The sequence below is a fragment of the Acinetobacter sp. YH12236 genome, from assembly GCF_013417645.1.
In the GTDB taxonomy this organism is placed as follows: domain Bacteria; phylum Pseudomonadota; class Gammaproteobacteria; order Pseudomonadales; family Moraxellaceae; genus Acinetobacter.
In genome coordinates this window covers 111,082-127,237 of the sequence record NZ_VPDM01000003.1, presented here as the reverse complement: position 1 = coordinate 127,237, position 16,156 = coordinate 111,082, and the positions used below count along the sequence as shown (strand labels likewise).

The window sequence follows — 16,156 nt, the reverse complement described above, 5'->3', positions numbered from 1 at the left end:
TTAACCATTCATGGTCAAACCGCCAGAGACACTAAGGACCTGTCCGGTAATAAAGCTGGCATCTTCACTTAAGAAAAAAGCAATCGCAGAAGCTAAATCATCCGGCTGACCCAAACGGCCCAGTGGAATGGCACGAACAAAGGCTTCACGTAATTTTTCTGGATTTGATGCACCTTCAGTCACGCCTGCAAGTAAAGCGGTATCAGTTGGTCCTGGGCAAATCACATTAATTTTGATGTTATGGCGTGAATGTTCGCGTGCCAGAGTTTTGGAGAAAGATAGCAATCCTCCCTTACAGGCAGCATAGACTGCTTCGCCCGAAGAACCGACACGGGCTGCATCTGAGGCAATATTAACGATACTGCCGGAATTACGTTCGACCATGCCTTTCAGCACAGCAAAGTGCATATTCAGCATACCGACCAGATTGATCTGGATGAGTTTTTGCCATTCATCAGGCGTACTTTTGATGAAAGGTTTGAAAATGTCCCAACCGGCATTATTCACCAGTCCATCGATCGGGCCCAGTTCGGCTTCCGTTTTTTGGACTGCCTGTTCAACGACGTCACTTTGGGTAATATCACACTGAATTGCTAACGCCTGACCGTATTGATTAATTTCATTTGCCAGCTTCTCGGCAGCTTCCAGATTCATATCAAAAATGGCAACTTTTGCGCCTTCTTCAGCCAGACGTCGGCAGGTTGCAGAACCAATTCCGCCAGCACCGCCTGTCACAATCACGACCTTATCTTTTAATCCTTTCATTGTTTTATCCCTACGCTATTCGTTGTCGAATTTAATCGGCTATTGTTCTAATTCGGTGTGTTTTATCTAAAATAGAAAGAGATTGAATTTATGTCAATATATTTACATAAAATAATATTTATATTTTTATAAATATTTAAATAACAATTAGTTAATAATTTTATTTATTCAATGTATTGACCTATATTGACTTTTATCTTTAGAGTAACCCATATCTAGTCCCAGCTTATTACTAAGCTGTTTCTGTTTCATGAAGGATGTTTTATTTCTTTAGTTTGCTAGATGACTGCCTTGATATTCAGCTAGAGAACAAACTGAAACTGTGAATATCAAGAAAGATATTTTTAAATGATTTAATCGCTTAGTACAGGATTTAAAGATGCAGATTTCTACTAAAAAACTATGATTTTTAAAACAAATTATAAAAGAAACTGATTTATGCGAAAAAGCGATAGGTTATACTTTGCACCGTTTGGCTATTTCAGTATTGAGGATGTTGCATATAGTGAGTGATACTTTGTCAAAAAAATATGATCAATCCTTATATTCCGCTCATAACCGGCTGTTTTTCCGGCTGTTTCAGGTGGGAAACAGTCTGGATCGAAAATGCTTAAATGAGCTAAAAATATCTCCCGTGCATTGGGCGGTGCTCGGTGCCCTGTCTCGTCCTAAAGTTAAGTCTGGTATGTCTTTTTCAGATCTGACCGAATATCTGGGTGTAAGCCGACAAAATCTGGATGCCGTCTTAAAACGACTGGAACGTGATGGACTGGTAGAGCGTGTTATCAATGAACAGGATCGACGTGCCAAAATTGTTGCGCTTACCACGGAAGGTTTTCAGACCTGGGATAGCCTGCAGGATGATTTTTTTGAGTTTTATGGACAAGCCTTAAATAAACTGGCTTTTGATGATGTGATTACCCTGATTCATTTACTCAATAAAGTAAATGATGGTCTGAAAAGTATTCATCTGCAAAAAGAGTCAGACCAATAAAAAATAGAAATCTTATTTTTAAATTAAATAGATAAAAAATGAGCCCTTATGAGGCTCATTTTTAACATCATTGTTTAAAATGATCATTATGCTTTTTGTGGGTCATATTGACGATCTTTGATAAAGATCCCAGACACTGCACCACACAAGAAATAGGCACCGCCCATAATCAGGAAGCCCAAGCCAATTGAACCACCACTCGCTGCTGCGCCAATAATCGCAGGCGCAAACATGGCCCCAATACGCCCTGCATTATAAGCACCACCGACTGCTGTACCGCGGATTGACGTCGCAAAGCTTTCAGTCATATAAGTTGCGTTAATTGCATATGGAATACCATATAGGAAACCAAAGAAAATTAGCAGATAGGCAATATTATCTGGGGTGTTGAACAGCACAATTACGGGTAGAAAAATCGCCGTACCAATCGCGCCAAAAGAGAAAACGGCGCGTCGACCTAAACGGTCTGCAGCAAAACCGGCCAGAACTTTACCAAAAATCATGGCGACATAAGTCCCGATCATATAGCCCGCCATTGATTTAAAGTTCATGTGTAATTCAGATTCTAGATAAGCCGGCATCCAGTTATTTACACCGTAATAGCCAAACTGCAGGAACCCAGCCGTAAAAATCCATAAAATAAACATTTTACGATTCGCAGGATCTGCAAAGATTTCTTTAATGGTACTTTTCTTAACAGGTTGTTTGGTGGTTTCTTCAGCGGGTGCATATAAACGCAGTAATCTTGCACGCTGCCACGATTCTGGTTCAGGAACCAGTTTCTGGATAAAAATCGCCATGACGGATGGGATAATCGCGACAAAAAACAGTGTACGCCAGCCATATTCAGGAATAATCCAACCTGCCAATACAGTAGCTACGATATAGCCGACCGTCCAACCTGCCTGTAAGGTACCTAAAATTGTAGTCCGGTATTTGGTTGGTACATATTCAGCCATCAGGGTACTGGCTGCAATATATAAAGACCCGATCCCAAACGCAGACAGGAAACGTAGTACCGCGAACTGTTCATAGTTTTGGGTAAAGCCCAAGGCTGCAGTTAATACTGAAAAGATCAGAATTGAAATAACGACTGTACGTACCCGGCCTAAACGGTCACAAGCCCAGCCACCAATAAAACCACCAATCGCCATACCCGCCAGTGTAAAACTACCCAAGGTACCGGCTTGTAAATTACTTAAACCAAATTCTGCTTTCAGGCTGTTTAAGCTGAAGGACAGCAGTAGCATGTCCGCGCCATCGACCAGGAGTGCCAAAAAGGCAAAGACAAAGGCAATCTGCTGGGTTCGTTTGGTAGTGGGTTTTATCTTTGCGAGTTCTCTTTCTAAAACTTGTTCTCTTACTAATTCCGTCATATTTAAATCTCTATTCCTATCCTTAGGTTTTTTCATTCTGATCTTGTGTATGCACACTTCTGTATGCATGCGCTTTAAGCGCGATCCGTTTTCAAAGCACAGTACTTACTCCTGTTCTTATAGTCTCATTCCCGAGACTTTTCCCTTTCCTGTTATTTTTGAATCGTATTTATTCTCGTCATCAGGCTAAAGAAGTTAGGATGATTTTTCAATCATTTTAGATGTTTTATTTTGTTAGACGAAATTAAGTATCGTAAAGTTGATTGTTTTTCCATTTTCATATAGCTTTAAAGCGATTATTAAAATGACATGTAATCTAAATAACATCGAACAAGGAGCGTAACGATGGGTGCTTTAACAGGCTTTCGTGTACTGGATTTAAGCCGGATTTTGGCTGGTCCTTGGTGTAGCCAGATTTTGGCTGACCTGGGTGCAGAAGTGATTAAAATTGAAAAGCCTGATCATGGAGATGACACACGCATCTGGGGGCCACCTTGGCTTAAAAATAATCAGCAGGAAGATACCCATGAATCGGCTTACTATCTTTCAGCCAATCGCGGTAAACATTCAGTTGCCGTAGATTTATCTACTCCGGAAGGTCAACGCATTATCAAGAAACTCGCAGAACAGAGTGATGTAGTGATTGAGAACTATAAAGCGGGTTCGTTGAAAAGATATGGTCTGGATTATGAAAGTCTGAGCCAGATAAATCCGCGTCTGGTGTACTGTTCAATTACCGGCTTTGGCCAGAATGGCCCGCGTGCGCAAGAACCAGGCTATGACTTCATTGTTCAGGGTATGGGCGGTATGATGAGTGTTACGGGTGAACGTGATGACCTTCCAGGGGGTGGTCCGCAAAAAGCAGGTCTAGCCTTTGCTGATCTGACCACTGGCTTATATGCTGCAATTGCGATTCAAGCTGCTTTATTGTCCCGTGAAAAAACTGGTGAAGGTCAGCATATTGATATGGCACTGCTGGATACCCAGGTCGCTTCCCTCTCTGTTCTAGCCATGAATTATCTGACCTCAGGTAAAGTCCCTGGCCGCTTCGGAAATGCCCATGCCAATATTGTGCCTTATCAGGTGTTTAAAGCACAGGAAGGTGAGTTCATTATTGCCTGTGGGAATGACCTGCAATTTCAAGCGCTGTGTCAGGCCGTGGGTTTGACCAAAGTGGCAGAAGATCCGCGTTTCTTGAAAAATTCAGGCCGGGTTACACATCGTGAAGAACTGACCACCCTTCTGCAGGCGCATTTCTATTCTCAACCGGCAAAACACTGGGTAGATCTTATTCATGCAGTCAAAGTCCCAGTGGGCATGATCAATAACCTGAAACAGGCTTTGGAAGAAGAACAGGTTCTGGCGCGTGAAATGGTCATTCAGATGCCGCATACTCTACGTGACGATTACACCTCGATTGGTTCGCCGATTAAACTTTCCAAGACCCCGGTAGAATATAAAAAAGCACCACCGTGTCTGGGTGAAGATACCGACGCCATCTTGAGCCAGTATTTAAGCCCTGCTGAAATGGAAGAGCTGAAAAGTAAAAAAGTCATCCAGCAGCGCTAAACTGCTCAGCAATAAAAAAAGGAATCGAAAGATTCCTTTTTTATTTTGACTATGTCATTTCTCAGCAGGCTTTGGCATCCGGCTGCACGGTTTTAGGCAACTCACGGCGTAGAATTTTACCGACTGCAGACTTTGGCAATCCAGACACAAACTCAATATATTTTGGCAGCTTATAACTGGTCAATTGTAGTCTCAGATAAGTCATGACTTCATTCTCGGTCAGACTGGTATCCTGTTTTACAATAAAGGCTTTCGGAACTTGTCCAGATTTTTCATCATCCACTCCAATGACGGCACATTCCAGTACTTTAGGATGTTTGGATAAAACGCCTTCCAGCTCATTTGGATAGACATTAAAGCCGGAGACCAGAATCATGTCCTTTTTACGGTCCAGAATAGTGATATAACCCTGCTCGTCCATACAACCGATATCACCTGTCAGGAAGAAACCATCTTTGGTAAATACCTGTGCTGTTGCTTCCGGTTGCTTCCAGTAACCTTTCATCACCTGAGGGCCGCGAATAGCAATTTCTCCAGCCTGATGAAGTGCTACAGGTTTTCCTTCATCATCCAGAATCTGAATTTCTGTGCCTGCCAATGGCAAGCCAATACTACCGCTAAAGCGCTTGCTTAAAGGCGGGTTAAATGTTGCCGTTGGTGAGGTCTCAGAAAGACCGTAGCCTTCATAGATATGACAGCCTGTGACTTCGCACCATAATTCTGCCGTGTTTTTTAAAACAGATGCACCGCCGCCTGTCGTGGTTTTTAGGCGTGAGTGATCCAGCTCGCGGAAACGTGGATGATGAGCCAATGCATTAAACATGGTATTCACGCCCGGAAATACCGTTGGAGGATGCTTATGATATTGATCTACCAATGCATCCAGATCTCTTGGATTTGGAATCAGTACATTGGCAAAACCGCGACTTAGTCCATAACTGAACAGGCAGATGGTAAAACCATAAATGTGATACAGCGGCAAGGCACAAAACACATATTCTTCTTCAGTGGCATAGCGGTCACCAAAATGGCTGATAAACACCGTACTGTTCTGGGCAATATTAAATAAGATATTGCGATGACTGAGTTCAGCCCCTTTGGAAACACCTGTAGTCCCACCGGTATATTGCAGAATGACAGTATCTTCCTGCTGCTGTACAGGCGCTACAAAATCAATCACCTGTACCTGATCAATGGCCTGCTTAAAGTCAGAAAAATGTTTATCAGGATATTGCGCTGTTTGGCTATAAATTGAAACTGACTGATCCTGAATGAAATCGAGCGGATGGGTAGAAATCACATGTTTTAGCGCAGGACATTCATCCAGATTATTTAACTGTTCTAAGGTTGAGCCCAGAATAATCAAGGCTTCTGCTCCTGAATCCTGAACTTGATGATACAACTCACGCTGGGTGTACATCGGGTTTACATTCACCAGAATATAACCTGCACGAATAATCGCGAAAGTCGCAATCGGATATTGAATAATATTCGGCAACATCACCGCGATTCGGCTACCGGCTGCTAGGCCTAGATTCTGTAGGTAAGTAGCCAGTTTCTGGCTATAAACATCAATCTCCTGATAGCTGAACTTTCGATCCAGATAAAAAAATGCAGTCTTATCCTTAAACTTAAGCAGATTCTCTGCAATTGTCGTACTCAAAGTTTTGTCAGGATCAGGCCGGGTAAATTCCGGATTAACATTCCATTTTTTATATTCTTCCATCCATGGCTGACTTGTCATTACAGCACTCCTATCCTTGATTTTAAATTTATTTTGTATCGTGAAACTTTATTTTGATTAAAAAATAATAACGTTATCTTTCCTCCCAAATCAATGCAATATTTGGCTAATTTCAAATTTTTACAAATAAAATCACGAATTTTATGGCTAATTATTTGGATATATTTTATCAATTAATAATATGAAATTTCTTATAGCGAAATAATAAATCAGTAAAAGCAACAAAAGAATGTGGATTCATTCTTATAAAACAACAACGTAACAAGAAAAGGATGTCGATGATGACGTATGAAACTTCAGTGCTAGAAGCTGAACGGGTCACAGTTCAGCCTAAAAAAATATGGATGACCGCGTTTATTCTATGTTTTCTTATTTTACTTGCAGACGGTGTTGATCTGGCTTTCTTGGCCTATAGCCTTACCAGTATCAAAGCTGAATTTAATTTAACCACCGTTCAGGCAGGTGCCTTAGGGAGCTGGAGTCTGGTCGGTGGAGTGATTGGCGGATTAATTGGCGGTTGGGCCTGTGACCGTTTTGGCCGGGTGAAAGTTATTGTATTTTATATGATTCTTGCTTCCAGCTTATCCTGCACCTTGGGCTTTGTAGAATCTTACCATCAGTTTTTAATTATCCGCAGTATTGCAGCTATTGGACTGGGTTCCCTATACATCGCCTGTAATACCTTAATGTCAGAATATGTTCCGACAAAATACCGGACGACTGTTCTGGCAGCACTTATGACCGGTTTTACCTTAGGTTCATTATGTGCAACTTTACTGGCGGGCTGGATTATTCCTGAATATGGCTGGCGTATGCTGTACTGGATTACCATTTGCCCGATCGTTCTGGCTTTTCTGCTTTATTTTCTTGTTCCTGAACCGGATTCATGGCTACGTTCACGTGAATTAAAACGTCAGGAAGCAGCTAGCAAAGTTAAGGTGAAAAAGCAGAATCCTTATAAAGTCATTCTCAAAGATAAAAATCACCGCTGGATGTTTTTACTATGGATTTTAAGTGCAGGTGCCCTGCAATTTGGTTATGCCGGTTTAAGCAACTGGTTACCTGCCTATCTGGAATCGGATCTGGGCATCAGCTTTAAGGCCATGACTGGCTATATGGTTGGCACGTTTATGATCATGATTTTTGCCAAGATCGTCGCAGGCATTCTGGCAGATCGTTTCGGACGACGTGCCTTGTTCGCTTTTGGAACCATGGGCACAGCCCTGTTTCTTCCGATTGTAATTTATTTCAATACACCGACCAATATTTTGTACCTGATGCTCATGTTAGGCTTCTTGTATGGTATGCCATTTGCCATTAATGCCACATATATGACTGAAAGCTTCCCTACTTCGATTCGTGGTACAGCAGTAGGTGGTGCATTCAATATAGGCCGTATCGGAGCAGTATTTGCCCCACTCACTATTGGTTATTTTGCCCATGGAGGCTCAATTGGAACGGGACTATTGGTAATGGCAGGTGCCTATTTTATTTGCGGTCTGATTCCTGCACTGTTTATACGTGACCGCTTATATGATCCGCAAAAAGCAGATTAATCTCTATCATCTTTTAATAAAAAACCAGTCAAATAGACTGGTTTTTTTAATGAATAAAATTTAAAAATCAGACAACTTTTCTTTGAGCATTTTCCATGTATTCATAATGGTAACCACTGCGAATAAAATGCTGGTTTTTATCTCTAAATGAATGTGCATAATCCGGCCAGACTAAAGTCAGCTTGCGACTCACCGGGTCCAGATACCAACTTTTACAGCTTTCTGATAACCAGACACTGCCTTGGGAAAGTTGCTGTAACTCCTGCATATAGCGATTTTCGGCGTTCTGATCGGCTTCAAAAACCTGAATCTGTTCCTGTTCAAAAAACTGCAAGGCATCCAGTACCAGATCAAATTGGGTTTCCAGGAAATAAAGCGCTGAGTTATGTCCACTACCGGTATTTGGACCATTTAAGATAAATAGATTCGGAAAATTATGGACGGTCGTAGATTGATAACCCTGCATACCACTAGACCATTGCTGCTCCAAGCTTAGACCATGCTTACCTATGACCTTTGAAGCATAAGGTGGTCGTGCTGCTTCAAATCCGGTAGCAAAGACGATGATATTTGCAGGAATCTTATTGCCAGACTTGCTGATTACACCGTCTTCCTCAATTTCAGCCAAAGCTGAATCTTCAAGCGTGACATTCGGTTTTAGAAAAGTCGGATAATAATCATTGGACAGCAATAAACGCTTGCAGCCCGGTTCATAATTCGGTGTGAGTTTCTGCTGTAATTCAGGATCTGGAATCTGGTGTTTTAAGAATTGCAGGCAATTTTTCTTAACCCGCTCGATCTGGCTTTTCAGATTACGGCGCTGAGCAAAATTGTATTCATTACCCCAGAACAAGGAATGTCTTAACGCTGCCATGCTATCCGGATCTTTGCGGAAAAGCTGTTTTTCTGACTCAGAATAAGGTCGGTCTGGTCGCGGTAAAATATACGGCGCACTGCGTTGCAATACGGTCAGACTTTTTGCTGTTTTGGCAATTTCCGGTACAAGCTGGATAGCTGAAGCCCCTGAACCCACGACAACCACACGCTGATTATCCAGATTCACTTCGTGATTCCAACGTGCAGAATGCATGACCTGACCTTGAAATTCTTCTAGTCCCGGAATTTGTGGCAGATGTTCATCTGCCAGATGCCCGGTTGCTGTAATTAAAAAATTTGCTTCATAAGAACCTTTAGATGTCTGAATATTCCAGATACGTTTTTCGGTATTCCAGCTGGCTTTTTCGAGCTGAGTATGAAAATCAATATGTGGCCGGATATTTTCCTGATCACAGCATTGAATTAAGTAACGTTGAATTTCTGCCCCTTGCGGAAAGACACGTGACCAGTTGGGATTTTTAATAAACGAGAAAGAATATAAATGTGACGGTACATCACAGGCGACACCGGGATAGGTATTATCACGCCATGTTCCGCCCACTTCTGCTGCACGTTCAATGATTTTAAAATCGTGAATGCCCTGCTGTTTAAGACGGATCGCCATGCCTAATCCACCAAAACCGCTGCCTACAATTAAAATCTTGCTGCGCTGTCCTTGAGCTTGCATTATTTTTCTCCTTTTTTTAAGGCATCATGGGCTGGATTTTCTGATTCGCCGGATACTGTTCTGGATGCTGGCTAAACTGGTTGATCAGTTGCACCACTTCCGCTGGCGCTTCAATATGGATTGCATGTCCTGAAGCTATTTCGATATAGCGGCTGTTCTGAATCGAAGCAAAGAGTAATTTTGCTTGCGCTAAAGGCACCATCCGGTCTTCACGGCAAGCCACGATCAAAGTCTCCGCAGAGATGTTCGGCAAAATGGCGGTGATGTCAATGCGATAATTCAGTCCACGCTGTTTGGCTGCATCTTGAGAAGGCTTAACGAAGCGTGCCAGATCCAACACCTGCTGTTCACTACGTGCAGACAAATAATCATCGCTATACAGGCAATAATTCACAAAATGCGGTAAAGCTGCGGATTGATCGTTAAATAGCTGTTGCCAGATCGTGGTCCGTAGTTGTTGCACCGAGCTGGTTTTTGCCCAACCTGCTAACAGAATCAAACGTGCCACGCGCTGTTTAAGACTCGCAGCTACTTGTGCAGCAATCACAGCACCAAGTGAATAACCCACCACAGTAATTGCTTCATCTTCTGCAACTGCATGCTGGATCAGTGCTTCAACTTGCTGGCTAAAATCAGTCACTGCCAGATCGGCTTTATCTGGAGTATGCAAATCAAGCGATAAAACCCGCTGATGGATACCGAGCATGGGGAAAATATAGCTGAAATGTTTGTCCGTATTTCCACCCGTACCATGGATCAGAATGATGGTGGGATATGAGGATTTCTGTCCGACTTCATGATAAGTCAGTTGCAGATCACCATAAGGACATTGTCGAGTAATCGTGTCTAAATCCATATAGACTCCTGATCTTGTTGTTTTATGGTCAATGCAATACTAAAAAGCACCCATCGATATTGAATTTTGTGCAGGATGAAAAAAGTAGTAAGAAAAAAAGACCCACGATCGAGAGATTGATCGTGGGCAAAAGGATTAATCGAATTTAAACTCTTCAGGAGTCAGCAGGAACAGGCTCTCACCACCGGCCTGAATATTGGCAACGTGAGTTGAAGTTCTTGGCAGAATCCGGGCAAAGAAGAATTGTGCCGTTTTGATCTTCGCTGCATAGAACGGATCAGTATTGCCTTCCTCAATTTTTTGCTGCGCCGTAATCGCCATTTTCAGCCATAAATACGAAGACACTACATAACCAGAGAAATATAGGTAATCCACAGATGCCGCACCGATTTCATTGGCAGACTGTTGTGCCTGAGCCTGAATCGTTTTGGTTAATTCTAGCCATTGCTCAGTCAGCTGGCTCACTTGTGCAACCTGCTGGTTAAACTGGGCATGTTGCTGATGCTCTTTAACAAAGCCCTGAATCTCATCCGTTAATGCAGTGAGCAAACCTAGTTTCGAACCCAGCACTTTACGCGCCAGTAAATCGATTGATTGAATTTCAGTGGTACCTTCATAGAGGCTGGCAATACGTGCATCACGGGCAATCTGTTCCATGCCATGTTCAGCAATATAGCCGTGTCCACCGAAAACCTGCATACCGTGTTTAGCTGCTTCCACACCTGTTTCTGTCATTAATGCTTTAGCAATTGGGGTTAATAATGCCAGACGGTCTTCTGCTGCTTTCTTCTCTTCAGGATTGTCCGTTGCTTCAGCAATATCGGCATAAGTCGCCAGATAATAAGCCAAGGCACGTGAACCTTCAGCAAATACCTTTTGAGTGAGCAGCATATTGCGTACTGCCGGATGCACAATGATTGGATCCGCAGGCAGGTTTGGCTCTTTCGCACCTTCAAGTGAGCGCATTGCCAAACGGTCTTTGGCATAAGCCAATGCGCCTTGATAAGATGATTCAGCTGCAGCCAAACCTTGAATCGCTGTACCAATACGCGCAGAGTTCATAAAAGTAAACATGCAGTTCAAGCCGCGGTTTTCAGGCCCGATCAGGAAACCTTTGGCATTATCAAAATTCAGTACACAGGTCGCATTGCCATGAATACCCATCTTGTGTTCAATCGCGCTACACACCACACCATTGCGTGAAGCCACATTTCCAGCTTCATCCAGATTGTATTTAGGCACGATAAACAGTGAAATACCTTTAGTACCTGCTGGTGCATCCGGTAAACGTGCCAATACGATATGTACGATATTTTCAGCCAGGTCATGCTCACCTGCTGAAATAAAGATTTTCTCACCGCTGATGCTGTAGCTGCCATCTTCATTTGGCACTGCTTTGGTACGGATCAGGCCCAGATCAGAACCGGCATGTGATTCAGTTAAACACATAGTTCCGGTCCAGCGACCTGCAATTAAAGGCACCAGGAATTTCTGTTTCTGTTCGTCGCTACCGTGATGCTCTAAGGTACGCATCGCACCATGTGACAGGCCTGGGTACATACCCCAAGACCAGTTAGTCGCCGTAATAATTTCTGAAATGGCAATACGGTATAAAGTCGGGAAGCCTTGGCCACCATATTTTTCATCGCCAGTTAATGAGGTAAAACCAAGTTCTACATATTTGTCATAAGCCGCTTTAAAACCATCCGGTGTAGTTACGACGCCATCCTGCAAACGGCAGCCCTGCTGGTCGCCTGTTGCATTAATCGGTAGAAGTTCGTTTTGGCAAAAATCAGCAGCGACTTCCAGATATTGTTCCATAATATCCATAGAAACTTTGTCTGCGAACTTTGCATAGCCTTCGTATTTCTGTTCAACATTGAGCAGATCTTTCAGCACAAATTTCATGTCTTTTAATGGCGCAATATAATTTCTCATCGTAATTCCCTTGTATGAGTTCTAATTTGTATATTTATGACAATTAATTTCATAATACGAAATTATGTTTTAGGTCGAATATAATATAAGTGCATGGATAAAATCTAGTCATGACATAAAAAATCACATTTAAAAAATTAAAACTTTGGTATAAAAAAGCCATTCGGTAATGAATGGCTTTTTATTAAATGATCAAAATAAATCGATCTAGCGCGGGAAAAACTGAGCCAAACGTTGCTGAACAATCTGTTCTGCTTCTTGCATGATATTGTCAATCAGCGTTTGACAGGTTGGAATGTCATGGATTAACCCCATCACTTGACCTGCTGTCAGTACGCCTGCATCTACATCGCCATTTTCCAAAGCCAGCTTGCCTTTTAAGCCACTAACATAAGGGCGAATCTGTTCAAATTCCAGATTTGGGTCTTCACCCATTTTAACGACGAGATCAGATACCGCATTTTTCGCAACACGCGCAGTATTTCTGAACTGGCGGTAAAGTAGATGCGTTGCTCGTTCATCATTGTCGACATAAAACTGCTTGATGTTGGGATGGATTGGCGCTTCTTGTGTGGCACAGAAACGTGTCCCCATATTGATGCCTTCTGCACCTAAAGCAAGTGCTGCCACCAGACCACGTCCATCAGCAAAACCACCACTGGCCACAATTGGTACGGTAAGCTGATCAGCGGCTGCAGGAATCAGGATTAGTCCAGGAATATCATCTTCACCCGGATGGCCGGCACATTCAAAACCGTCAATCGAGATCACATCCGCACCGATTCGTTGTGCTGAAAGTGCATGTCTGACCGAGGTACATTTATGAATCACAATGATGCCGTGCTGTTTAAAGGCCTCAATATGTTCATGTGGCTTGTTACCTGCCGTTTCTACAATCTTGATTCCACTTTCAATAATGGCCTGACGATATTCGGCATACGGCGGTGGGTTTACAGCGGGTAATAAAGTTAAATTGACCGCAAAAGGCTGATCCGTCATTTCACGGCAACGTGCAATTTCCTTGGTCAGCGCTTCAGGTGTGGGTTGTGTCAATGCCGTCAGCGTTCCCAAACCACCCGCATTGGAGACTGCACTGGCCATTTCTGCGGTACCGACCCACATCATGCCGCCCTGAATAATCGGATAGCGAATGCCTAAAAGCTCGGTGATACGCGTTTGAATGTTCATGAATGTTCTCCTTAGCGTCCGGTAAATTGTGCAGGACGTTTTTCAACAAAGGCCTGCACACCCTCTTTGTAGTCCTGGCTACTTAAGGCCAAGTATTGCAGGTTTTGTTCCAGCTCCAGTTGCTGATCCATGCTATTTTCAGCACTGCGTTGCAAAGCCTGTTTGGTTAAGGCCAGTGCATAGGTCGGCTGTCGTGCCAGTCGCTGTGCAAGCTCATCGATATAAGCATCAAATTCTGCATCAGGGATCATTTTCCAGATCATACCCATTTCAGCCGCTTCTTTGGCATGCACAGGCTCACCAAGTAAAGTCAGTGCCATGGCACGTGCATAGCCGATCAAACGCGGCAACATCCAGGTGCCGCCGGCATCAGGAATTAAGCCAATTTTAGAAAAGGCTTGAATAAATTTGGCACTTTCCTTGGCAATAACCAGATCGCAAGCCAGCGCGATATTGGCCCCTGCACCGGCAGCCACACCATTTACTGCCGCAAGCACCGGTTTGGGACTTTTACGAATCAGGTTGATCAAAGGATTATAATATTTGGCTAGAGAGCCTTCGGGAGGCAACGGCACACTACCGAGCTGCCCGGCACGTTCTTTTAAATCCTGTCCCGCTGAAAATGCCCGACCATTACCACGAATCACAATCACCCGAATATCCGAGTCTGTATTCCAGCTTTTCAGCACCTGCTGCACTTCCTCATGCATTTGCCGATTGAAACTGTTCAGTGAATCTGGACGGTTAAAACTTAAAGTGGCAACGCCTTGCTGAACCTGGGTCTGAATCATTTCCCACATCATCAATTTCCTTATTTTTTTGTCTGTATCTCTACAATTAATAGCCTTTATTGACATCCACCTGATGACACAAATCCAGGCCCTGATTTAATCGGCGGTCATTTTCCAGTATCTGCTCTACCACCACAGACATTGGGGCATGTGAGGCAACATGTGGTGTCACCACAATTTTTTCATGCTGCCAGAATGGATGGTCCACAGGTAATGGCTCCTGCTCAAAGACATCAACAATCGCACCACGAAGATGACCAGAATCCAGCGCATCCAATAAATCCTGCTCGATTAAATGCTGGCCACGCCCGACATGAATCAAAGCTGCCTGTTCAGGAAGTTGCTGAAATAATTCAGCAGAAAGAATGCCGGTATTTTCTTCGGTGAGTGGTAGCAGGTTAATCAGAATCTGACTTTGCGCCAGAAATTCGGAAAGCTGTTCTTGCCCTACATAACTTTTAACTTGATTAATGTCTTTTGGGGAATTCGACCAACCAGAGACTTGATAGCCCATGTCTGCAAAACGTTCTGCTACGTATCCGCCCATATGCCCGAGTCCCATAATCCCGATCTGGATATGATGGCTATAGCTCTGGCGATACTGCTTCCACAGTTGCTGCTTTTGCTGCTGGATCATGCGGTCAAAATAGCGCTGAAAATACAGCACACCCCAAAGCAGATAATCAAACATGCCCTTTTGATGATGTGGATCCAGTACCCGGCAAACGGCTTGATCTGGACGTACAGCATTTAAGTTTAAATGTTCTACCCCAGCAGCAATCGAATGAATCAGGCCAAGCTTTGGTAGCTGCTGCACTTTTTCCAGATCTGGAAACCAGGCAGCGACTGTGGTTGCCTGTTCAGCTTCAGGACTGTCCACTGTACAGAAACTGCCAGCAGGCGCATATTTTTGAAAAGACTTGACCAGAATGGCTTCAATATTTGGTACAGAACTGGAAATAACAATCATGATGCATACTCCGTATATTGATGCTCAATCAGGGACAAAGCGGCCTGCCAGGCACGCTGTAAAATCGGTTCAATGAGAGGACTGGCGAACTGCTTGGCTGTTTTAATTCGGACTTCTTCTGCTGGATAATGCAATTCAGCACCGCCGCTTAAGGCTTTCACCTGTGCCTGACAGGCGCGCTCCAGGAAATAGATTTCATGAAAAGCCCGCGCAATGGTTTCCCCAGCCGTTAATAGGCCATGATTGCGTAAAATCATGGCGCGATGGCTGCCCAAGTCCTGAATCAAGCGTTCTTGTTCATCAGTTGAAAGCGCGACGCCTTCATATTCGTGATAGGCCACATGCTGATAAAATTTCATGGCGTGCTGGGAAATTGGGAGAAGCCCGTGTTTCTGAGCAGAGACGGCAATACCATCTGCAGTATGCGTATGAATGACACAGTTGAGATGAGGATGCGCGTCATGAATCGCAGAATGAATTACAAAACCTGCCATATTGACTGGCTTGTCCTGCTCATAGCTTTCTACCACCTGTCCTTCATGATTAATCTTCACCAGCGTTGAGGCACGCATTTTTTCAAATGCGACACCATATTGGTTAATCAGAAAACAGTCTGGTTGATCTGGGACTCTTAGGCTGATATGAGTATCAATCAGGTCGGTCATCCGATAATGCGCAATAATACGATAAAGTGCTGCGAGTTCACAGCGTGCCTGCCATTCAGCATCTGTGACGAGATTTTTTATTGTCATCATTCCATCCTGGAAAAATATAGCATTTCGATCACTATCTGTTATATCATAATTTTAGAAAAACAGAATATTATTTCATAAGGCGAAATATTT

General features: G+C 43.4%; 13 protein-coding genes. 3 read left to right on the top strand and 10 right to left on the bottom strand.

What is annotated here, in order from left to right; translation table 11 throughout:
* A complete protein-coding gene (locus FTV14_RS02750) occupies window positions 1–765 on the bottom strand; it encodes a glucose 1-dehydrogenase (RefSeq protein WP_159123581.1) in 765 nt (254 codons plus the stop codon).
* A gap of 505 nt (window positions 766–1,270) precedes the next feature.
* Here FTV14_RS02750 and FTV14_RS02745 point away from each other — a divergent pair.
* A complete protein-coding gene (locus FTV14_RS02745; protein ID WP_034706362.1) occupies window positions 1,271–1,759 on the top strand; it encodes a MarR family winged helix-turn-helix transcriptional regulator in 489 nt (162 codons plus the stop codon).
* A gap of 86 nt (window positions 1,760–1,845) precedes the next feature.
* Here the strand turns inward: FTV14_RS02745 and FTV14_RS02740 are convergent, their stop codons facing one another.
* Window positions 1,846–3,135 carry an MFS transporter gene (locus FTV14_RS02740; RefSeq protein WP_180053279.1) on the bottom strand — a complete coding sequence of 430 codons (1,290 nt, stop codon included), beginning with the start codon at window positions 3,133–3,135 and terminating at the stop codon, window positions 1,846–1,848.
* A gap of 345 nt (window positions 3,136–3,480) precedes the next feature.
* Between FTV14_RS02740 and FTV14_RS02735 the strand changes: the two genes are divergently transcribed.
* Window positions 3,481–4,704, top strand: a complete 1,224-nt coding sequence (locus FTV14_RS02735) for a CaiB/BaiF CoA-transferase family protein (protein WP_180012227.1) — start codon at window positions 3,481–3,483, stop codon at window positions 4,702–4,704.
* A gap of 61 nt (window positions 4,705–4,765) precedes the next feature.
* Here the strand turns inward: FTV14_RS02735 and FTV14_RS02730 are convergent, their stop codons facing one another.
* Complete coding sequence (locus FTV14_RS02730; RefSeq protein WP_180053278.1) at window positions 4,766–6,448, bottom strand: AMP-binding protein; 1,683 nt, start codon at window positions 6,446–6,448, stop codon at window positions 4,766–4,768.
* 281 nt (window positions 6,449–6,729) lie between these two features.
* Between FTV14_RS02730 and FTV14_RS02725 the strand changes: the two genes are divergently transcribed.
* Window positions 6,730–8,004: an MFS transporter gene (locus tag FTV14_RS02725; RefSeq protein WP_180053277.1), complete on the top strand. Its 1,275-nt coding sequence runs from the start codon at window positions 6,730–6,732 to the stop codon at window positions 8,002–8,004.
* Window positions 8,005–8,071: 67 nt separating this feature from the next.
* Here the strand turns inward: FTV14_RS02725 and FTV14_RS02720 are convergent, their stop codons facing one another.
* From FTV14_RS02720 to FTV14_RS02690, 7 genes are all read right to left on the bottom strand, one after another.
* Window positions 8,072–9,568, bottom strand: coding sequence for an NAD(P)/FAD-dependent oxidoreductase (locus FTV14_RS02720; RefSeq protein ID WP_180053276.1), 1,497 nt, complete (start codon window positions 9,566–9,568; stop codon window positions 8,072–8,074).
* Between the two features lie 16 nt (window positions 9,569–9,584).
* Window positions 9,585–10,424, bottom strand: coding sequence for an alpha/beta fold hydrolase (locus FTV14_RS02715; protein ID WP_180053275.1), 840 nt, complete (start codon window positions 10,422–10,424; stop codon window positions 9,585–9,587).
* 135 nt (window positions 10,425–10,559) lie between these two features.
* Complete coding sequence (locus FTV14_RS02710) at window positions 10,560–12,362, bottom strand: acyl-CoA dehydrogenase C-terminal domain-containing protein (protein ID WP_125278516.1); 1,803 nt, start codon at window positions 12,360–12,362, stop codon at window positions 10,560–10,562.
* A 207-nt stretch (window positions 12,363–12,569) separates the two neighbouring features.
* Entirely contained in the window at window positions 12,570–13,550 is a 981-nt protein-coding gene (locus FTV14_RS02705) for a nitronate monooxygenase family protein (protein ID WP_180053274.1), read from the bottom strand.
* An 11-nt stretch (window positions 13,551–13,561) separates the two neighbouring features.
* Window positions 13,562–14,350 (bottom strand): enoyl-CoA hydratase-related protein, encoded by a 789-nt coding sequence (locus FTV14_RS02700; RefSeq protein ID WP_125278514.1) that lies wholly within the window; start codon window positions 14,348–14,350, stop codon window positions 13,562–13,564.
* Window positions 14,351–14,387: 37 nt separating this feature from the next.
* Entirely contained in the window at window positions 14,388–15,311 is a 924-nt protein-coding gene (locus tag FTV14_RS02695; RefSeq protein WP_180053273.1) for a glyoxylate/hydroxypyruvate reductase A, read from the bottom strand.
* Window positions 15,308–16,063, bottom strand: coding sequence for a class II aldolase/adducin family protein (locus FTV14_RS02690; RefSeq protein ID WP_125278512.1), 756 nt, complete (start codon window positions 16,061–16,063; stop codon window positions 15,308–15,310). The genes FTV14_RS02695 and FTV14_RS02690 overlap by 4 nt, the downstream gene beginning before the upstream one ends.
* Between the last annotated feature and the right edge of the window lie 93 nt (window positions 16,064–16,156).

Coding starts and splice junctions, on each gene's coding strand:
- FTV14_RS02750 (WP_159123581.1), bottom strand. CDS start 765: ATGAAAGGATTAAAAGATAAGGTCGTGATTGTGACAGGCGGTGCTGGC.
- FTV14_RS02740 (WP_180053279.1), bottom strand. CDS start 3,135: ATGACGGAATTAGTAAGAGAACAAGTTTTAGAAAGAGAACTCGCAAAG.
- FTV14_RS02735 (WP_180012227.1), top strand. CDS start 3,481: ATGGGTGCTTTAACAGGCTTTCGTGTACTGGATTTAAGCCGGATTTTG.
- FTV14_RS02730 (WP_180053278.1), bottom strand. CDS start 6,448: ATGACAAGTCAGCCATGGATGGAAGAATATAAAAAATGGAATGTTAAT.
- FTV14_RS02725 (WP_180053277.1), top strand. CDS start 6,730: ATGACGTATGAAACTTCAGTGCTAGAAGCTGAACGGGTCACAGTTCAG.
- FTV14_RS02720 (WP_180053276.1), bottom strand. CDS start 9,568: ATGCAAGCTCAAGGACAGCGCAGCAAGATTTTAATTGTAGGCAGCGGT.
- FTV14_RS02715 (WP_180053275.1), bottom strand. CDS start 10,424: ATGGATTTAGACACGATTACTCGACAATGTCCTTATGGTGATCTGCAA.
- FTV14_RS02710 (WP_125278516.1), bottom strand. CDS start 12,362: ATGAGAAATTATATTGCGCCATTAAAAGACATGAAATTTGTGCTGAAA.
- FTV14_RS02705 (WP_180053274.1), bottom strand. CDS start 13,550: ATGAACATTCAAACGCGTATCACCGAGCTTTTAGGCATTCGCTATCCG.
- FTV14_RS02700 (WP_125278514.1), bottom strand. CDS start 14,350: ATGTGGGAAATGATTCAGACCCAGGTTCAGCAAGGCGTTGCCACTTTA.
- FTV14_RS02695 (WP_180053273.1), bottom strand. CDS start 15,311: ATGATTGTTATTTCCAGTTCTGTACCAAATATTGAAGCCATTCTGGTC.
- FTV14_RS02690 (WP_125278512.1), bottom strand. CDS start 16,063: ATGACAATAAAAAATCTCGTCACAGATGCTGAATGGCAGGCACGCTGT.